We start from the raw sequence: 16,578 nt of genomic DNA on the forward strand, positions 1-16,578 counted from the left end.
CGGGTCGTCAAGCTAACCCACTGATACCACTCAACTTAGTTTCGGATCGGGCTCTAACGACGGATCCAACTTGAATGAATTCGCTGGAATATTGTGGGGTTCTGTCCGTTTGTCCCATTCCGGCTCAAGGCAGTGTCAATTCGTTGCCGCTGATCGGCAGGGCTGTCCTACAGCATGGAAATATGGCAGCGTCGTTGGCGTGGGGAATGATGGCTCAGTGCTTTGATCTGCCGCTTGAAGTGTACCCGGGGCGGTTGCGGCATTTTTCTCAGGACACTGTAAACCCGTAAACTCCCTCCCGCGGCGTTTCCGCGCAAAAGCCAGCAATTCCCCTTGTTTCGCCCGCCAAGTTCTCTATGAATTTTTCATGGATATGAACTGAGGGAGAGGCGACTGAAATGGCCAAGATCAAGACAACCCACGTCGGCAGCCTCCCGCGCGGGGATGAATTGACGCCTCTGCTCCTCGCCCGGGACAAGGGTGAGCCTTACGACGCCGCAGATTTCGACGCGAAAGTTTCGGCCGCCGTCGATGCCGCGGTGAAGATGCAGGTCGATGCCGGAGTCTCGGTGGTCTCTGATGGCGAACTCGGCAAGGTCGGCTACTCCACGTACATGATCGAGCGCCTCTCCGGCTTCGGCGGCCACATCGATCGCAAGCCCGCTGCTGACCTTGCCGAAGTGCCCAATCTTGCGAAGAAGCTCTCGGCGATCATGGGCAGCCAGGAATTCGTCCGCGCTTCGTGCATCGGGCCGGTGCGAAAGGTCACGCTGCAGCCGCTGCACGACGATATCCGCCGCTTCAAGGCGGCGCTGGAAAAGCACGCAGCGCCCGATACGGAAGCGTTCATGAATGCGGCCTCGCCGGGCCTGATCACCGCCTTCCAGGTCAATCGCCACTATCCCACCCACGAAGCTTACCTCGCCGACCTCGCCGATGCGATGCGCGAGGAGTACGAGACGATCGTGGACGCGGGCTTCTACCTCCAGCTCGATTGTCCCGATCTCGCGATGAGCCGTCACACCGGCTATCAGGACATGTCGGAAGAGGACTTCCTCAAGGTAGCCGCCGCCAACGTCGAAGCGCTGAACGCTGCGACAGCCAACATTCCGCCCGAGAAGATGCGCATGCACATCTGCTGGGGCAACTACGAAGGCCCCCACGATCATGATATCCCGCTGGAACGCGTGGTCGACATCGTGATCAAGGCCCGACCCGCCACGATCCTGTTCGAAGGCGCCAACCCGCGCCACGAACACGAATGGACGGTGTGGAGGGACGCGAAGCTGCCGGATCACAAGATCCTTGCGCCGGGCCTGATCGACACCTGCTCGAACTATATCGAGCATCCCGAACTGATCGCCCAGCGCATCGAGCGCTTTGCCAGCTTCGTCGGCGTGGACCGCGTGGTCGCCAGCACCGACTGCGGCTTCGGCACATTTGCCGGTTATGGCAAGCTCGATCCGATCGTGACGTGGCGCAAGCTCAAGTCGCTGCGCGAAGGCGCAGACATCGCAGCGAGCCGCCTGTGAGTCCGGAAGACCGCCGCGCGGCCGAGCATGATTGCGCCCGGCTGGTTGCGCTTTATGCCAACCTGAACGACGAGGCGCGTTGGGAGGAAGTGGCAGCCCTCTATACAGAGGATGGTGTCATGTACCGCCCGACCGCGCCAGATCAGGGAGTAGTGGGACGTGAAGCGATCCTCGCCGCGTTCAAGGCGCGTCCGCCGCGCACCACACGACATGTCTGTTCGAACGTGGTCATCGATGTTGAAGGGCCGGCGACTGCACGCGGCACCAGCGCCATGCTGCTGTTCACGGGCGACGGCGCCCCGCTCGTCGGCTCTTTCCACGATCGCTTTGCGCTTACCGCCGACGGCTGGCGGTTCGCAGAGCGCCGGGGCAGCCTGACGTTCAAGTGAACGCACCAACCGCATCCAGCCCCGTCAAGTCGGCGATGCGGACGCTCGACGTAATCGAGTACGTCGTGGCGCATCGGCAGGGCGCGGTGGCCCAGGAGATTGCGGGCGCGCTGGCCATTCCGGTCAGCAGCCTGTCCTATCTGCTCGCCACCTTGACCGAGCGTGGATACCTGACGCGGGAAGGGCGACGCTATTTGCCGGGGCCGGGCCTGCAGCGGCTGCGAGCCCCTGAAACGGCACTGACGCTTGAGGATCGGGTGGCGCCGCTGGTCCGCGCCCTCCGCAGCGAGTTGAACGAGACATCGTCTTTCATGGTGCGCCGTGGCTGGGAAGTCGAAGCGCTGGTCACAGAGGCCAGCGATCAGGCGCTGCGCTATGCCGTCGACCCTGGCACGCGACGCCCGCTCCATGCACTGGCCGCCGGCAAGATCATGGCAGCGTGGCTGCCGCCGGCCGAGATGGAGCGCTATTTCGCCGAGACCGAACGCGCCAAGCTGACGCCGCAGACAAGGACCACAGAGGCGGAGCTTCGCGCCGACTTTGCGCAGATCATGGCCACTAGCTTCAGCCTCGCCCAGGAAGAAGCGACGGTCGGGATATGCGGCATGGCGGTCCCGGTATGGATCGACGAGCAGCTTGCCGGTGCGTTCAGCGTGGCTGTCCCTGCGGTACGATTCGATGAACAACTGGCCGAGCGGGTGCGCCAACTTTTGCTGCGCGTGGCAGGAGCGGTAAAGTGATGAAGCGCAGGTCTTTTCTGGGGCTATTGCACGCCGCTGCAGCTCTGGTGGTCGTACCCGGCCTGGCGCGAGCCTCGGCAGACCAACGTCGCTTTCGCGTGATTTGCGATAACGACTTTTCCGGCGACCCGGACGGGCTGTTCCAGCTGGCGCACCACTTGCGCTCGCCTTCGGTCGAAGTGCGGGCGATCATCGGATCGCATCTTCATGTCGATGAAATCTGGGCAAAATCAGAGCATCAGGCAACGGATGGAGCAAACAAGGCCCGCGAATTGCTTGGAGTCATGGGGCTGACCGGCAAGGTTCCCGTCCACGTCGGGTCGGAGAAAGCGATGGTCTCCGCGTTCGTCCCGGCGCGCTCGGCAGCGGTCGATGCGATCATTGCAGAGGCGATGCGGGACGATCCCCTGCCGTTGTTCTATTGCGCCGGGGCCGGGTTGACCGATCTTGCTTCAGCCTTGCTGATCGAGCCGCGCATCGCCAAGCGGCTGACGCTGGTGTGGATTGGCGGGCCGGAGTATCCCGGGCTTGGCCTGCCCGTGCCGGGTGGATCTCCGGGCGAGTACAACATTACAATTGACGTTGCCGCAGCACAGGTCGTCTTCAACCGCTCCGAGGTTGCGATATGGCAAGTGCCGCGCAACACGTATCGGCGAATGCTATTCTCGATGGCCGAACTCCAAGCGATGAAGGAGAATGGCGGGACCGGGGCTTGGCTGGCGGGTCAGATATCCGGACTGTCCGAGGCCGCAGCGAAGATGGGGCTTAAGGTGGGCGAAGCCTATGCCTTGGGCGATAGCCCGCTGGTCACGCTGACGGTGCTTCAGTCCGCGTTTGAGCCTGACCCTTCTTCGAGCGATTACGCCGTTGTGCCTGCGCCTACGGTGCAGGACGATGGCACCTGCAGGCCGAACCCCAAGGGACGTCCGATCCGCGTCTATACCACGATCGACACGCGGCTGACGTTCGGGGACATGCTGGCCAAGCTCAGGAAGTAAGGGCCGGATCGCTCCGGCCCATTCCTTTTATTTCTTCATTCCTTCGGTGATGCGCTGGGTTTCGGCGCGGGTCGAATCCGGGCCGGTGTTGCGCTTGTAGATGCCGCCTTGGCCAGCCGAGCGGTTGAACAGGTCCGGATCGCCTTCGCGCTGTTCGAGGCCAAACAGGGGGAAGAGGCCGGGATGACGCCCGAGGCCGCCGTAGAGATCGAGGCAGCGTTCGATCCAGGGACGGAGCGGGTCGTCGTTGGCAAGGACCGGAGTCTTGCAGACCGATGCGGTGAACAGGATGCCGCCCATGATACGGAAGTCGGCATAGTTGGGCGACGACCCGCCGAGCCATTCGTGCTGGCCGAGCGCTGCGCGCAGTGGTTCAAGCGCGGCGCTGATCCTGGGCAGGCGCTCTTCGCGGCCGGCCTGCACATCCTCGAGCTTGCGGCCGAGCATCTTTTCGCGGCTGTGGGTGACGTATTCGTGGTCTGCCGGCACCGAGAGATCGCGATAGTCGGCGCAGAAGCAGAACATCCAAGGGCCGACGGCAGCGTTCCAGAACCAGTGATCAAGCGCCTTGAGCGTGACGGCCACGCTTTCGTGCGGGATCAGGGCAGGGCGATCCGGGTACTTCGCGTCGAGGTACTCGACGATGCCCCAGCTATCGAGCACCCATTCGCCGTCATCCACGATGGCAGGCAGGCGCTCGGTCTTGCCGCCGGTGCGTTCGAGAATGCCGGTGAAGCCGCCTGGCACGACGTCGAGATCGAAGCCCTTGTGCTTGAGCGCGTACTTGGTCGCCCAAACGAACGGGCTGATCGTCGCACCGGTGGAAAGGGCGAGGTCGTAGAAGGTAATGGTATTGTTGGCGGCCATGGCATCCTCGGGTTTCTGGCTCGGTTCTTGTCGCCAGCACTTTGCCAGATATTGTTAGTAACACAAACGAAATTTGTGCCCCGATCGCCGTCACCCTGAACTCGTTTCAGGGTGCATCCGTCCCCTCACCAGGCTGCCTGCGTTTAGACATGGATCCTGAAACAAGTTCAGGATGACAAGGCGTTAGCAGCGCAGGAAGTGCTACAATGCAAAGAGCGCCGGACCCGTCGGGATGGGCCGGCGCTCTCGCTGTCAGGCTTGCGCCCTGAGACTTACTTCTTCGTGCGCCAGCCTTCGGCGTAGCTGTCGCGGGCAACTTCCGAGTAGGGGACTGCAGCAACGGTGGCCTTGATTTCGGTCTGGACGTGGGGTTCGACCGTCGGCTTGGTGGTGCCGCCGTTGGGTTCGCCCCAGAGCAGGCTGACCTCGGTGCCAGGCTCGACGTAGCCCGGTTCCATCATCGCGAGGGTCAGGAACTTGCCTTCGTTGGCGGTGTAGCCGATCCAGGTGGAAAGGCCGACCATCTTGCCATCGGCGAGAACCTGATCGAATGGGTGCATCGAGTAGACCGCGCTCGGGTACTCCATGAACTTGGCGCGATCGCCCTTGCTCAGTGCCGAGGACTGGACGCGCATGACGTCTTCGTTGTCGAGCGCGAGCGTGACCTTGGTGCGGTGCTTGCCTTCAGCGGCCATCTTTTCGAGCGCGGCACGGCCGATGAAGTCATGGTCGAACTTGACGAAGGGGCCGTAGCCGAGATCCCACGGCGTGGTGTAGTAGCCCTCGATGGTTTCGGGCACGTAGCTGCCGCCGACCGAGCACTTGGCTTCGTAGGAATTGGCGGAGAGCCATTCACGATAGGGGCGGAGCGCTTCGCTAGTGTAGATCGCGGGGAAGGGCGAGGGGATCCAGCCCGATTCCAGGGTGTTGGACGAGTAGGCGCGACCGCCAACCAGCGCCATCTGGAATTCCTTGCCGGCCTCGACCAGCGCGGCGTGGACGGCGCCATAGTCTTCCCACGGGCCCATCAGTTCGAAGCCCGGCTGGCCAGCCATGCCATGACGCAACGCGCGCACTTCCTTGCCGCCGATGGTCATGCGGGTCATGTGGAAGAACTTGAGGTCAGGCGCGGTCTTCCCGGTGGCCTTTTCGATGATCTTCATCGCGTTGGGACCCTGCACCTGGAAACGGTACGAATTGCGCTTGCCATCGGTGCGCATCGCCCAGCGTTCGTCGCGCTCCACCGTGACGTTCCAGTTGCCCGAAGCAGCGTGGTATTCGACCCACTCGATCGTCGGGGCGCGGCCGACGAGGTTGAAGTGGTTTTCGTCGAGGTAGAACAGGATCACGTCGCCGATGACGTAGCCGTCGGGCGTCACCGGTACGAACTGCTTGGCGCGATCGGGCTGGAAGTTCTTGAACGAGTTGACGCCGAGGTGTTCGAGCATCTTGAAGGCGTCAGGCCCCTTAACCGCCAGATCGACCATATGGTACGACTGGTTGTAGAGCACCGCCGAGTGCGCCCACGCCCACTGTTCGTTGCGCCAGTTCGAGTATTCTGCCGGAACACCGGGATAGACGTTGGGGCCGACCTGCTGGTTGCGGACGAAGTCTACGAGGTCACCGGCATTCTGGATGACCTGTTCGAGGGTCTGGGACATGGTTTCTTGGCTCTCCCGATGCGATTTCGCGGATGTGGAGTCGCTTTGCCCTATTTTCGCGTGCTTGAAAAGTTCGGAATGCTGAATTGCGCAAAAAATGTATGTGACACATACGACCGGGTTCGGTTCTGCAAAAACGAAAGGGGCCGGTCCTTGCGGACCAGCCCCCTTGCGTGTCGGTCAAGGCAAATCAGCCTTCGACGTGTTCGGCGAGAACCGTCAGGCCCTTGGCGCCGACTTCCGCGAAGCCGCCCTGGACCGTGATCTCTTCAGGTGCCGAACCTGCAGACTTGTAGACCTTGATCGTCCCGTCCTTGACCGTGGACATGAAAGGCGCGTGGCCTTCCAGCACGCCGAATTCACCGTCGGTGCCAGGAACGACAACCATGTGGACCTCTTCCGAACGGACGAGGCGGGCCGGGGTGACGAGTTCGAAGTGGAGCGACATCTCTTGCCTTTCGGTCTCCCCGGGGCCAGCCCGGGGAGCTAGCTCAATCAGGCTTCAGCAGCCAGCTTCTTGGCCTTCTCGACCGCTTCGTCGATGCCGCCAACCATGTAGAACGCGGCTTCGGGAAGGTGGTCGTACTCGCCGTCGACGACAGCCTTGAACGAACGCACGGTGTCTTCGACCTGGACGAACTTGCCCGAGATGCCGGTGAACACTTCGGCGACGTGGAACGGCTGCGACAGGAAGCGCTGGATCTTGCGGGCGCGGGCGACGGTGAGCTTGTCTTCTTCCGAAAGCTCATCCATCCCGAGGATCGCGATGATGTCCTGCAGCGACTTGTACTTCTGCAGCGTTTCCTGAACGCGGCGGGCGGTCTGGTAGTGCTCTTCACCGACGACGGCGGGCGTCAGCACGCGCGAGGTCGAATCGAGCGGGTCGACCGCCGGATAGATGCCGAGCTCCGAGATCGCGCGGTTCAGCGTGGTCGTTGCGTCCAAGTGGGCGAACGAGGTGGCCGGAGCCGGGTCGGTAAGGTCGTCGGCGGGAACGTAGATCGCCTGCACCGAGGTGATCGAACCCTTGGTGGTGGAGGTGATGCGCTCCTGCAGCGCGCCCATGTCGGTCGCGAGCGTCGGCTGGTAGCCCACCGCCGAAGGAATGCGGCCGAGCAGTGCCGACACTTCCGAACCTGCCTGGGTGAAGCGGAAGATGTTGTCGACGAAGAACAGAACGTCCTGGCCTTCCTGGTCGCGGAAGTACTCGGCCATGGTCAGACCCGACAGAGCGACGCGAGCGCGGGCGCCCGGCGGTTCGTTCATCTGTCCGAACACGAGAGCCACCTTCGAACCATCGGGGGTCGGGTTGCCGTCGGCGTCCTTGGCGATAACGCCAGCGTCGAGGAACTCGTGGTAGAGGTCGTTACCCTCGCGGGTGCGTTCACCGACGCCCGCGAAGACCGACACGCCGCCGTGGCCCTTGGCGATGTTGTTGATCAGTTCCTGAATGAGAACCGTCTTGCCCACGCCTGCGCCGCCGAACAGGCCGATCTTGCCGCCCTTGGCGTAAGGAGCGAGAAGGTCGATGACCTTGATGCCGGTCACGAGGATCGCGGCTTCGGTCGACTGCTCGATGAATTCCGGAGCCTTGGCGTGGATCGGAGCGGTCTGCTCGGCGCCAACCGGACCACGCTCGTCGATCGGATCGCCGACGACGTTCATGATGCGGCCGAGGGTCTTGGGGCCGACCGGCACCGAGATCTGCGCGCCGGTGTTGGTCACGGGCTGGCCGCGGGTCAGGCCGTCCGTCGAGTCCATCGCGATGGTGCGAACGGTGTTCTCGCCGAGGTGCTGCGCGACTTCGAGAACGAGGCGGTTGCCGTTGTTGTCGGTTTCGAGCGCCGAGAGAATGGCGGGGAGTTCGCCGTCGAACGCGACGTCGACGACGGCGCCGATGACCTGGCTGATCTTGCCGGTAGCTGCTGCGGTGGCCATTGTTGTTTCCTTGCCTTCTATGTCGTCGTCAGAGCGCTTCGGCGCCAGCGATGATTTCGATGAGTTCGGTGGTGATCGCGGCCTGGCGGCTGCGGTTGTACTGGATGGTGAGCTTGTTGATCAGCTCGCCCGCATTGCGCGTCGCGTTGTCCATCGCGGTCATCGACGCGCCCTGTTCCGAGGCTTCACGCTCAAGCAGGGCACCGAAGAGCTGCGTGGTCACGTAGCGCGGCAGCAGTTCCTCGAGGATTTCCTCCTCGCCCGGCTCGTATTCCACCACAGCATCGATAGCGACGGTGTTGGTGGGGGCGGGGACCGGGATGATCTGCGTAGTGACCGGCAGCTGGGTCAGCGCGTTCTTGAACTCCGGCGCGACGAGGTGCGCAACGTCGAACTTGCCGGCTTCGAACATCTCGAGGAGTTCGCGAGCGATCGCGCTGGCTTCATCGAAGCCGGGCGTGCGCACGTTGCCAGTATCGTATCCGGCGGCGATGCCGTTCGGATAGTCACGGCGGATCGGGGCGCGGCCCTTCTTTCCGACGAGGTAGAACGACACCGTCTTGCCCGCGGCTTCAAGCGCGCGCGCCTGCAGCTTGGCTTCCTTGACGATGTTCGAGTTCAGACCACCGCACAGGCCCTTGTCGGTGTTGACCACGACAAGGAGGTGACGCTGGTCGGAGCCGGTGCCGCGCATAAGCAGCGGACCGTTGTCCTGGCCCGCGACCTTGGCAGCGAGGCTGCCCATGACTTCCGCGAGGCGGCTGGCATATGGGCGCGCGGCTTCGGCAGCCGCCTGCGCCTTGCGCAGCTTGGCCGCCGCGACCATCTGCTTGGCCTTGGTGATCTTCTGGGTCGACTTGACCGAGTTGATCCGGCCCTTGAGTTCCTTCAGCGAGGCCATGACGGCTCCCTTGATCCGTCACCCCGCCGCGCTGGACGGGGTGGCGTTGACTTCAAAGACTTAGGCGAACTGCTTTGCGAAAGCGTCGAGCGCCGCGACCAGCTTGCCCTTGGCTTCATCGCCAAGGTCCTTGGTGTCGCGGATCAGGCCGAGCAGCTCAGCGTGCTGCGTGCGCAGGAAGCTGAGCAGTTCGGCTTCATACTCGGTGACACGGTTCACCGGCACGCTGTCGAGGTAGCCCTGGGTACCGGCGAAGATCACCGCAGTCTGCTCTTCGAAGCCGAGCGGCGAGAACTGCGGTTGCTTGAGCAGCTCGGTCAGGCGTGCACCGCGGTTGAGGAGCTTCTGGGTCGACGCATCAAGGTCCGACCCAAACTGGGCGAAGGCCGCCATTTCGCGGTACTGGGCGAGCTCGAGCTTGATCGAGCCGGCAACCTTCTTCATCGCCTTGGTCTGGGCCGACGAGCCGACGCGCGACACCGACAGACCGACGTTGATGGCCGGACGAATGCCCTGGTAGAACAGGCCGGTTTCAAGGAAGATCTGGCCGTCGGTGATCGAGATCACGTTGGTCGGGATGTAGGCCGACACGTCGCCCGCCTGGGTTTCGATGATCGGCAGAGCGGTGAGCGAGCCAGCGCCGTTCTCGTCGTTCATCTTCGCGGCGCGCTCGAGCAGGCGGCTGTGGAGGTAGAACACGTCGCCGGGGTAAGCTTCGCGGCCCGGCGGGCGACGGAGCAGCAGCGACATCTGGCGATAGGCAACGGCCTGCTTGGAAAGGTCGTCATACACGATCACGGCGTGCATGCCGTTGTCGCGGAAGAATTCGCCCATGGTCGCACCGGTGTAGGGCGCGAGGTACTGGAGCGGAGCCGGTTCCGAAGCGGTAGCGGCGATGACGATGGAGTATTCCATCGCGCCGTTCTCTTCGAGCTGGCGGACGATCTGCGCGACGGTCGAGCGCTTCTGACCCACGGCGACGTAGATGCAGTAGAGCTTCTTGCCTTCGTCGGTGCCGGCGTTGACGGCCTTCTGGTTGATGAAGGTGTCGATCGCGACGGCGGTCTTGCCGGTCTGACGGTCACCGATGATCAATTCGCGCTGACCACGGCCGACGGGCACGAGAGCGTCAATCGCCTTGAGCCCGGTCTGCACGGGTTCATGCACCGACTTGCGCGGGATGATGCCCGGAGCCTTGACTTCGACGCGGGTGCGGGTGGCGTCGACGATCGGGCCCTTGCCATCGATCGGGTTGCCGAGAGCGTCCACCACGCGGCCGAGCAGGCCCTTGCCGACGGGAACGTCGACGATCGTGCCGGTGCGCTTGACGACATCGCCTTCCTTGATTTCGGCGTCCGAGCCGAAAATCACGACACCGACGTTATCGGCTTCGAGGTTCAGGGCCATGCCTTTCACGCCATTGGCGAATTCGACCATCTCGCCGGCCTGGACCTTGTCGAGACCGTGGATGCGGGCGATGCCGTCACCCACCGAGAGAACCGACCCGACTTCCGAGACCTGGGCGTCGGTGCCGAAGCTGGCGATCTGGTCCTTGATGACCTTCGAGATTTCAGCGGCGCGGATTTCCATGTTCTGTCCTTCCTGGAACCTGTGCGGGCCGTTAGGCCTTCATCGCCTGGGCGAGAGAATTGAGACGGGTGCGGATCGAGCTGTCGATCATCTGGCTGCCGATCTTGACGACGAGGCCACCAAGGATTTCGGGATCGACGCTGGTCTTGAGCTTGATCGACTTGCCGGTACGGGCCTTCAGCTTTTCAGTGAGGGCTGCGATCTGTGCATCGTCGAGCGGGTGAGCGCTGGCGACGTCGGCGCTGACTTCGCCGCGATGGGCGGCAGCGATCTGGCCGAAGGCGCGGATCACGTCGGGCAGGGCCGAGAGGCGGCGGTTCGAAGCGAGCACGCCGAGGAACTTCTTCGTAAGGTCGCCAAGACCGAGCAGGCCGGCAACCGAATCCATTGCGCGGCCGGCTGCATCGCGGCCAAGCTGCGGGTTGCTGATCAGGCCCTTGAGGTCAGCCGATTCGCGCAGTGCAGCACCGAGCTTCTCGAGATCGCTTTCGACCGCCGAAACGAAGCTCTGTTCATTGGCCAGATCGAACAATGCCGAGGCGTAACGCCCTGACAGGCTGGCCGTAATGCCGCTGGAAATCTCCACGCGCCGAAGTTCCTTCATCCAGGATAAGCCGAGGCAGACCATTACCCGGCGAAGAACACCGGGTGGCCTGCAGACGGGGCGCGCCTAGCAACGTCAGGCCCATATGACAAGATGCGACTTGGCTTCTTGTGCATAGGTATGATCGTGATTTCTTCGATCGACGTCCGATCGACAGGTCTCAGGGCTGAGGCTGGCAGTTGTAGCGCATGCGCTCATTGGGTTCGGGAGGAAGCAGTGCCTTGATGGACTGCTGGTTCTGGCCGAACTGGCGGGCGGCTTCTTCACCGGCGCCGCATGCGGGCGCATTGAGCCTGGCGCGTGCAGCGCGGGCCTCGGTCATGGCATCCAGACCCACGAGAAACCGTTCCACGGTGTAGGTCCGGGACTGTGGATCATACGAATTCACCGAGATCGTTTCCTCGCCGTTCGGCACAAGGATTCGGCTCCAGCCATCGTTGGCGAGGCCGTACTGCGTCTTTCCGTTCATGCAGCCAGTTTCGGTCCATTCGATCGGAATATCGGTGATATCGGAAACGGTGACGCGGCTGCGTTCGGGATCGAGCACGCAGATCATGCGTCCTGAGCCAGGGCGATCGAGTGCCGCTGCCGAACTGCTGGAAGACGCCTGGGGTTGTTCGAGGTTTTCCCGTGCGCGGCTATCTATTGATGCGAGCGACGGGCGCAGGAACCATACTGCGATAGCGGACACAAGCAGCGCCGCAGCACCAAAGACGTGCTTGCGCTGAAATTTTCCGCGCCGCCGTGAGGCCTGGACCATGCCCCAACCGCCAACGCCAAGCGCGCCGACGAGCAGCAGGGCGGCCAGGGCCATGCCGTTGTCACGCTCGGACAGCACTGCCATTTCAGCCTCGCGCCGCGCAGTTTCGAGCTGCTGCTGGCTGGCTTGCGCGCGTGCTTCGCGTTCGGCAGCCAAGCGCGCCTGTTCTCCGGCTGCGCGTTGCGCTTCGGCGCGGTCCAGATCCGCGATCGAGCGACAGGGCAGGCCACTGCTATGCACATCGACCTTGGCGCGGAGCAGGAAGGCCGAAAGCTCGCGCATCGAAATGGCGAAGTAGAAGGACGAATCGGTGCTGTTGTCGCTGACCGTGCCGAAGGAGTTGACGCCGATGACGCGGCCGCAGGAATCGAGCAGCGGGCCGCCCGAATTTCCCGATCCAAGGGGGGCCGTGTGCAAGAGGGTATCGAATGACCGCGAGGAGCGGCCCCCGGACAGATAGCCGCGTGTCTTGACCGCTTCCTGCGGCGTGACGAGATCGGCCATCGACAAGCCTTGCGCCAGATCGACGTTGCCGGGATAGCCGACGGCATAGACCTCCGAACCATCGGTTGGTGCACCGGGAAAGAGCGTGATTGGCGTAAGGGTGCCGCCACCTTCGATGCGCAGCAGGGCAAGGTCATTGCCGGGCGAATAGGCGACCAGCTTGGCCGGATATCCGTTGCGGCCCTCGGCGGGGACGACACCGGCGATGAGAGTGTCGTCTCCGCGGAGCTCCTCGACGACATGGGCATTGGTGACGATCAGGTTCGGGGTCACGGCGAATCCCGTGCCATGGGTAATCAGCCGGGCGCGATCGCCGTCGCTTTCAATGATCACCACGCGAACCACGGAGCGGCTTGCCGCGCTGATGTCGGCCGGGTCGGCCATGGCGACAGGCGTCGCTACCAATGCGAAAAGAGCTGCAAGGAGGGCAATTATCTGTTTGGCGACACGCATGTACCCGCTTTTTGCGCCATATTGCTTTGACCGCAAGGTGCGGGACGCTTTTGGCATGGAGCGCGGGCAGAAACTCTCCACAAGAAGGAGATGTGACCATGCACAAGGCGACGCGGGCTTGCAGCTATCGTTCGGAGCTTTATCGAAAGCCTATGACGAGTGGATCGAAGATTGCCGACGACGAGGCGTGGGCGGCGGTGCTGGCACGCGATCGCTCTTATGATGGCCATTTTGTCACAGGTGTGCTGACCACGGGGATTTACTGTCGACCGTCCTGCTCTGCACGGCATCCCCGCCGCGAAAACGTGCGCTTCTTCCCAGATGGGGAGGCTGCACGTGGGGCAGGTCTCAGGCCCTGCCTGCGTTGCTCCCCCGATGATGTATCGCGCGACGAGCGCGCCGTGTTGACGGCTATCGAGGCTATCAAGTCGGCGGGCCAACCGGTGGGTCTGGCCGATCTGGCGAAACGCTGCGGGTATTCGCCCACTCACTTCCAGCGCGTATTTGCCAAGGCAACGGGACTGTCGCCAACAGCCTATGCGCGGGCGTTGCAAAATGCCCGGATGGCCGAGGCGCTCTCAGGAACGGAAAAGGTTGCCGATGCAATCTACGATGCCGGTTTCTCAGGACCGTCGCGGTTTTATTCGGCTGCTGGGAAGCGGTTGGGAATGACGCCATCGGCCTGGGTCAATGGTGGGAGGGGAGTGAGGATTCGCTGGGCAGTCGTTCCCACAACTCTTGGGAACATGCTCGTCGCTGCGACCGACAAAGGCATCTGCCGTCTGGCGTTCAACGAGAGCGACGAAGCTTTGCGGCGGCGCTTTCCCGAGGCCGCGCTGGAAGAAGGGGGGGCGGATTTCGCCAATCTGCTGGAGGAGGTCATCGCGGCCGTCGAGGCTCCGGGCGATCATTCTCATATTCCGATCGACGTGAAGGGAACGTCATTTCAGGAGGCTGTGTGGCAGGCCTTGCGACAGATACCGCCTGGTGAGACCCGCTCCTACGCAGAGATCGCGGCAGCCGTTGGCAAACCGGGCGCGGTGCGCGCAACAGGCACCGCAAACGGGGCGAACAACGTGGCGGTGCTCATTCCCTGTCATCGCGTGATCCGGTCGGACGGTTCTCTCGGTGGTTACGCCTACGGGCTCGAGATCAAGCAACGGTTGCTCGACAAGGAACGGCACCAGAAGGGGAGCCAGCATGAATGATGTGTCCGGACCGACAAAGCCAAGCTTGTTGCGGCGGATCGTCGGTTTTCCCGCGGTCCTGATCATCATCGAATTCGGGCTTGTCGCCTTCGTGGCATCGCTGGCTTCGCTGTTGCTGAAGAGGGTGGTGCCGGACGATACCTTCCTGGACTTTCTTGCCGCCCTGATCATCGCGGCACTGGCCATCACGACGTACCTCGCTTGTCGGCGATGGATCGAGCGACGCGGGAACGATGAACTGCCGCTGGTCATGTTCGGGCGTGAAGTGTCTCTTGGATTCTTCATCGGGGCCGCGCTGTTCGGCTTCATGACAGGGATCGTTGCCGCGTTGGGCGGGTTTGCGGTCGAAGGCGTGAACGGCATTGGGGCCTTGTGGGCCATGCTGGCGATGGCGGTAACATCGGGGACGATCGAGGAAATCCTGTTCCGGGGCATCCTGCTGCGACACATCGAGGCGATGCTGGGCACCTGGGCGGCGCTTGGCATTACCGCGGCATTGTTCGGCGCGGCCCATCTGGGAAACGAGGGAGCGACCTTCTTTGCCGCCTTCGCCATTGCCATGGAAGCCGGCATCCTGCTCGGCGCGGCATACCTTTGGAAACGAAGGCTGTGGATCCCGATCGGCATTCATGCCGCGTGGAATTTCACCCAGGGCTGGGTGTTCAGCGTGCCGGTTTCAGGGGGCGCAGTGCCTGACGGATTGCTGGTCACGACGCGCAACGGGCCAGATTGGCTGACGGGTGGAGCCTTCGGGCTTGAAGCCAGCGTGATTGCGATGCTGGTCGCCACGGGAGCGGGCCTGTTCCTGTTGGTGCGGGTCGTGCGGCAAGGAGGGATCAGGCCGCCGATGTGGGTCAGGCGTTAGCGCGCCCAACCGGGCTCTGCGGGCTTAAGCGTTTCGAGGAAGGCGTCCGCGCTCCGGATATACTCCGCGCGTTTGTCCTCGCTCATCCGCCGCCACGTGGCATAGGGCTGAGCGAGGCGGTGATAGGCGGAAAGCTTCTGCTCGTTCCGCGCGAGGAAATGCCAGTAGAGTGCATTGAACGGGCAGGCGCCGGGGCCGGTCTTCTGCTTCACGTCGTAAGTGCATTTGCCGCAATAGTCGCTCATGCGATCAATGTAGGCGCCGCTGGCCGCGTAGGGTTTGGACGCCAGACGGCCCTTGTCGGCATGAAGGATCATGCCTGCCACGTTGGGCAGTTCGACCCATTCATAGGCATCGGCAAAGACGATCAGATACCATTCCGCCACTTCCCGAGGGTCAAGGCCGGCAAGCAGAGCGAAATTGCCGAGCACCATCAACCGCTGGATGTGATGGGCATAGGCATTGTCCCGCGTGGTGCGGACACATTCGGCAATGCAGTGCATCTGCGTGTCGCCCGTCCAGTAGAAGTCGGGTAGCGGACGGTGGGCATCAAGGCCGTTGGCTTCGGCGAGCGCCGGCATTTCCAGCCAGTACATGCCGCGGATGTACTCCCGCCAGCCGATGATCTGGCGGATGAAGCCTTCGACGGCTTCCAGTGGTGCGCGGCCTTCGCGCCATTCCGTCTCGGCACGGCGACAGAGGTCGAGCGGATCCAGGAGGCCGATATTGATCGCGGGGGACAGTGCGGCGTGAAACAGGAAATCCTGCCCCGTCACCATTGCGTCCTGATACCTGCCGAACATTGGCAGACGGTCCTTGAGGAAGGCGTCTCTTGCCTGCTCCGCCTCGGCCCTGCAAACCGGCCAGGCAAAGTTGCCGAGCGAGCCGAAGTGCCTGTCAAATCGTTCGGCGACCATTTGGAGAACCTCGTGCGTCACCTCGTCCGGCTTGAACGCGGGGAGAACTGGCGGCGCGAGGCTCTTCTCGGGTCCTCTCCGGTTTTCCGCGTCGAAATTCCAGCGACCTCCCATTGGCTTGTCACCGTCCATGAGAAGTCCGGTCTTGCGGCGCATTTCACGGTAGAACCATTCCATGCGCAACTCGTGGCGGCCTGCCGCCCATTCGAAGAAGTCGGGCAGGGGGCAGATGAAGCGGTTATCGGGCAAAATGCGGACGCGGACCGGGAGGTCCGTGCGCCACTGCTCCATTGCCTGTCGCACCCGCCATTCCCCTGGCTCGGTCACCTGCACGCCGCGTACGTCATGGCGAGCCATGGCGCGGGCAACTTCGCCGCTGAAGCTGCCGGTGTTTTCCGGGTCATCAAGGCGAACGTAGTCGACCGTCCAGCCAGCCTCGCGCAATTCCTGGGCGAAGTGGCGCATGGCCGAGAGGATCAGCGCGATCTTGGCCTTGTGATGGAGGACGTAGGTGGTCTCCTCGGCCACTTCCATCATCAGGATCACGGTGTCGTCCGGCTTGCGATCAGCCAGGCTGGAGATGTCAGGCGAAAGCTGGTCGCCAAGGATCGGAACGAGGACGGGGCCGGTCATCCTTGCGGAATGGCCGAG

Annotated in this window: 15 protein-coding genes; 6 read left to right on the forward strand and 9 right to left on the reverse strand. The window is 63.0% G+C overall.

Annotation, left to right across the window (positions count from 1 at the left end; genetic code table 11):
* Positions 1-398: 398 nt before the first annotated feature.
* Genes AX703_RS05180 through AX703_RS05195 form a run of 4 tightly spaced genes read left to right on the forward strand, consistent with a single transcriptional unit; the run spans position 399 to position 3,659 of the window.
* Positions 399-1,532 (forward strand): cobalamin-independent methionine synthase II family protein, encoded by a 1,134-nt coding sequence (locus tag AX703_RS05180; protein WP_039335084.1) that lies wholly within the window; start codon positions 399-401, stop codon positions 1,530-1,532.
* A complete protein-coding gene (locus AX703_RS05185) occupies positions 1,529-1,921 on the forward strand; it encodes a nuclear transport factor 2 family protein (protein ID WP_039335081.1) in 393 nt (130 codons plus the stop codon). Before AX703_RS05180 ends, AX703_RS05185 begins: the two co-directional genes overlap by 4 nt.
* Complete coding sequence (locus AX703_RS05190) at positions 1,918-2,661, forward strand: IclR family transcriptional regulator (protein ID WP_082734423.1); 744 nt, start codon at positions 1,918-1,920, stop codon at positions 2,659-2,661. The genes AX703_RS05185 and AX703_RS05190 overlap by 4 nt, the downstream gene beginning before the upstream one ends.
* Positions 2,661-3,659, forward strand: a complete 999-nt coding sequence (locus tag AX703_RS05195) for a nucleoside hydrolase (protein ID WP_062343071.1) — start codon at positions 2,661-2,663, stop codon at positions 3,657-3,659. Before AX703_RS05190 ends, AX703_RS05195 begins: the two co-directional genes overlap by 1 nt.
* A gap of 27 nt (positions 3,660-3,686) precedes the next feature.
* Here the strand turns inward: AX703_RS05195 and AX703_RS05200 are convergent, their stop codons facing one another.
* The 8 genes from AX703_RS05200 to AX703_RS05235 form a co-directional block, all read right to left on the reverse strand.
* Positions 3,687-4,526 (reverse strand): beta-etherase, encoded by an 840-nt coding sequence (locus AX703_RS05200; RefSeq protein ID WP_062343074.1) that lies wholly within the window; start codon positions 4,524-4,526, stop codon positions 3,687-3,689.
* Between the two features lie 272 nt (positions 4,527-4,798).
* Entirely contained in the window at positions 4,799-6,187 is a 1,389-nt protein-coding gene (locus AX703_RS05205) for an aminomethyltransferase family protein (RefSeq protein ID WP_062343076.1), read from the reverse strand.
* 190 nt (positions 6,188-6,377) lie between these two features.
* Entirely contained in the window at positions 6,378-6,635 is a 258-nt protein-coding gene (locus AX703_RS05210) for an ATP synthase F1 subunit epsilon (RefSeq protein ID WP_039335066.1), read from the reverse strand.
* A 47-nt stretch (positions 6,636-6,682) separates the two neighbouring features.
* Positions 6,683-8,125, reverse strand: a complete 1,443-nt coding sequence (atpD, locus tag AX703_RS05215; RefSeq protein WP_039335064.1) for a F0F1 ATP synthase subunit beta — start codon at positions 8,123-8,125, stop codon at positions 6,683-6,685.
* A gap of 28 nt (positions 8,126-8,153) precedes the next feature.
* Positions 8,154-9,026, reverse strand: coding sequence for a F0F1 ATP synthase subunit gamma (locus AX703_RS05220; RefSeq protein WP_039335060.1), 873 nt, complete (start codon positions 9,024-9,026; stop codon positions 8,154-8,156).
* A 60-nt stretch (positions 9,027-9,086) separates the two neighbouring features.
* Positions 9,087-10,616 carry a F0F1 ATP synthase subunit alpha gene (gene atpA / locus AX703_RS05225; protein ID WP_062343077.1) on the reverse strand — a complete coding sequence of 510 codons (1,530 nt, stop codon included), beginning with the start codon at positions 10,614-10,616 and terminating at the stop codon, positions 9,087-9,089.
* Between the two features lie 31 nt (positions 10,617-10,647).
* Positions 10,648-11,202, reverse strand: a complete 555-nt coding sequence (locus AX703_RS05230) for a F0F1 ATP synthase subunit delta (protein WP_062343110.1) — start codon at positions 11,200-11,202, stop codon at positions 10,648-10,650.
* 178 nt (positions 11,203-11,380) lie between these two features.
* On the reverse strand, positions 11,381-12,937 hold the full coding sequence (locus AX703_RS05235; protein ID WP_231735387.1) for a serine protease: 1,557 nt from the start codon (positions 12,935-12,937) through the stop codon (positions 11,381-11,383).
* A gap of 152 nt (positions 12,938-13,089) precedes the next feature.
* On the opposite strand from AX703_RS05235, the gene ada reads away from it, so the two are divergent.
* Together ada and AX703_RS05245 are read left to right on the forward strand one after the other, a co-directional pair.
* Complete coding sequence (gene ada / locus AX703_RS05240; RefSeq protein WP_062343081.1) at positions 13,090-14,145, forward strand: bifunctional DNA-binding transcriptional regulator/O6-methylguanine-DNA methyltransferase Ada; 1,056 nt, start codon at positions 13,090-13,092, stop codon at positions 14,143-14,145.
* Positions 14,138-15,010 (forward strand): CPBP family intramembrane glutamic endopeptidase, encoded by an 873-nt coding sequence (locus AX703_RS05245; protein WP_062343083.1) that lies wholly within the window; start codon positions 14,138-14,140, stop codon positions 15,008-15,010. Before ada ends, AX703_RS05245 begins: the two co-directional genes overlap by 8 nt.
* On the opposite strand, the gene AX703_RS05250 is transcribed toward AX703_RS05245, so the two are convergent.
* The gene (locus AX703_RS05250; protein ID WP_062343085.1) at positions 15,007-16,560 is read right to left on the reverse strand and encodes a cryptochrome/photolyase family protein; all 1,554 of its coding nucleotides are present in this window, start codon (positions 16,558-16,560) and stop codon (positions 15,007-15,009) included. The two genes, AX703_RS05245 and AX703_RS05250, sit on opposite strands and share 4 nt — an antisense overlap.
* Positions 16,561-16,578: the final 18 nt, after the last annotated feature.

The organism is Novosphingobium sp. CCH12-A3 (assembly GCF_001556015.1).
In the GTDB taxonomy this organism is placed as follows: Bacteria; Pseudomonadota; Alphaproteobacteria; order Sphingomonadales; family Sphingomonadaceae; genus Novosphingobium; species Novosphingobium subterraneum.

Coding starts and splice junctions, on each gene's coding strand:
- AX703_RS05210 (WP_039335066.1), bottom strand. CDS start 6,635: ATGTCGCTCCACTTCGAACTCGTCACCCCGGCCCGCCTCGTCCGTTCG.
- AX703_RS05235 (WP_231735387.1), bottom strand. CDS start 12,937: ATGCGTGTCGCCAAACAGATAATTGCCCTCCTTGCAGCTCTTTTCGCA.
- AX703_RS05180 (WP_039335084.1), top strand. CDS start 399: ATGGCCAAGATCAAGACAACCCACGTCGGCAGCCTCCCGCGCGGGGAT.
- ada (WP_062343081.1), top strand. CDS start 13,090: ATGACGAGTGGATCGAAGATTGCCGACGACGAGGCGTGGGCGGCGGTG.
- AX703_RS05250 (WP_062343085.1), bottom strand. CDS start 16,560: ATGACCGGCCCCGTCCTCGTTCCGATCCTTGGCGACCAGCTTTCGCCT.
- AX703_RS05205 (WP_062343076.1), bottom strand. CDS start 6,187: ATGTCCCAGACCCTCGAACAGGTCATCCAGAATGCCGGTGACCTCGTA.
- AX703_RS05200 (WP_062343074.1), bottom strand. CDS start 4,526: ATGGCCGCCAACAATACCATTACCTTCTACGACCTCGCCCTTTCCACC.
- AX703_RS05245 (WP_062343083.1), top strand. CDS start 14,138: ATGAATGATGTGTCCGGACCGACAAAGCCAAGCTTGTTGCGGCGGATC.
- atpD (WP_039335064.1), bottom strand. CDS start 8,125: ATGGCCACCGCAGCAGCTACCGGCAAGATCAGCCAGGTCATCGGCGCC.
- AX703_RS05195 (WP_062343071.1), top strand. CDS start 2,661: ATGAAGCGCAGGTCTTTTCTGGGGCTATTGCACGCCGCTGCAGCTCTG.
- AX703_RS05220 (WP_039335060.1), bottom strand. CDS start 9,026: ATGGCCTCGCTGAAGGAACTCAAGGGCCGGATCAACTCGGTCAAGTCG.
- atpA (WP_062343077.1), bottom strand. CDS start 10,616: ATGGAAATCCGCGCCGCTGAAATCTCGAAGGTCATCAAGGACCAGATC.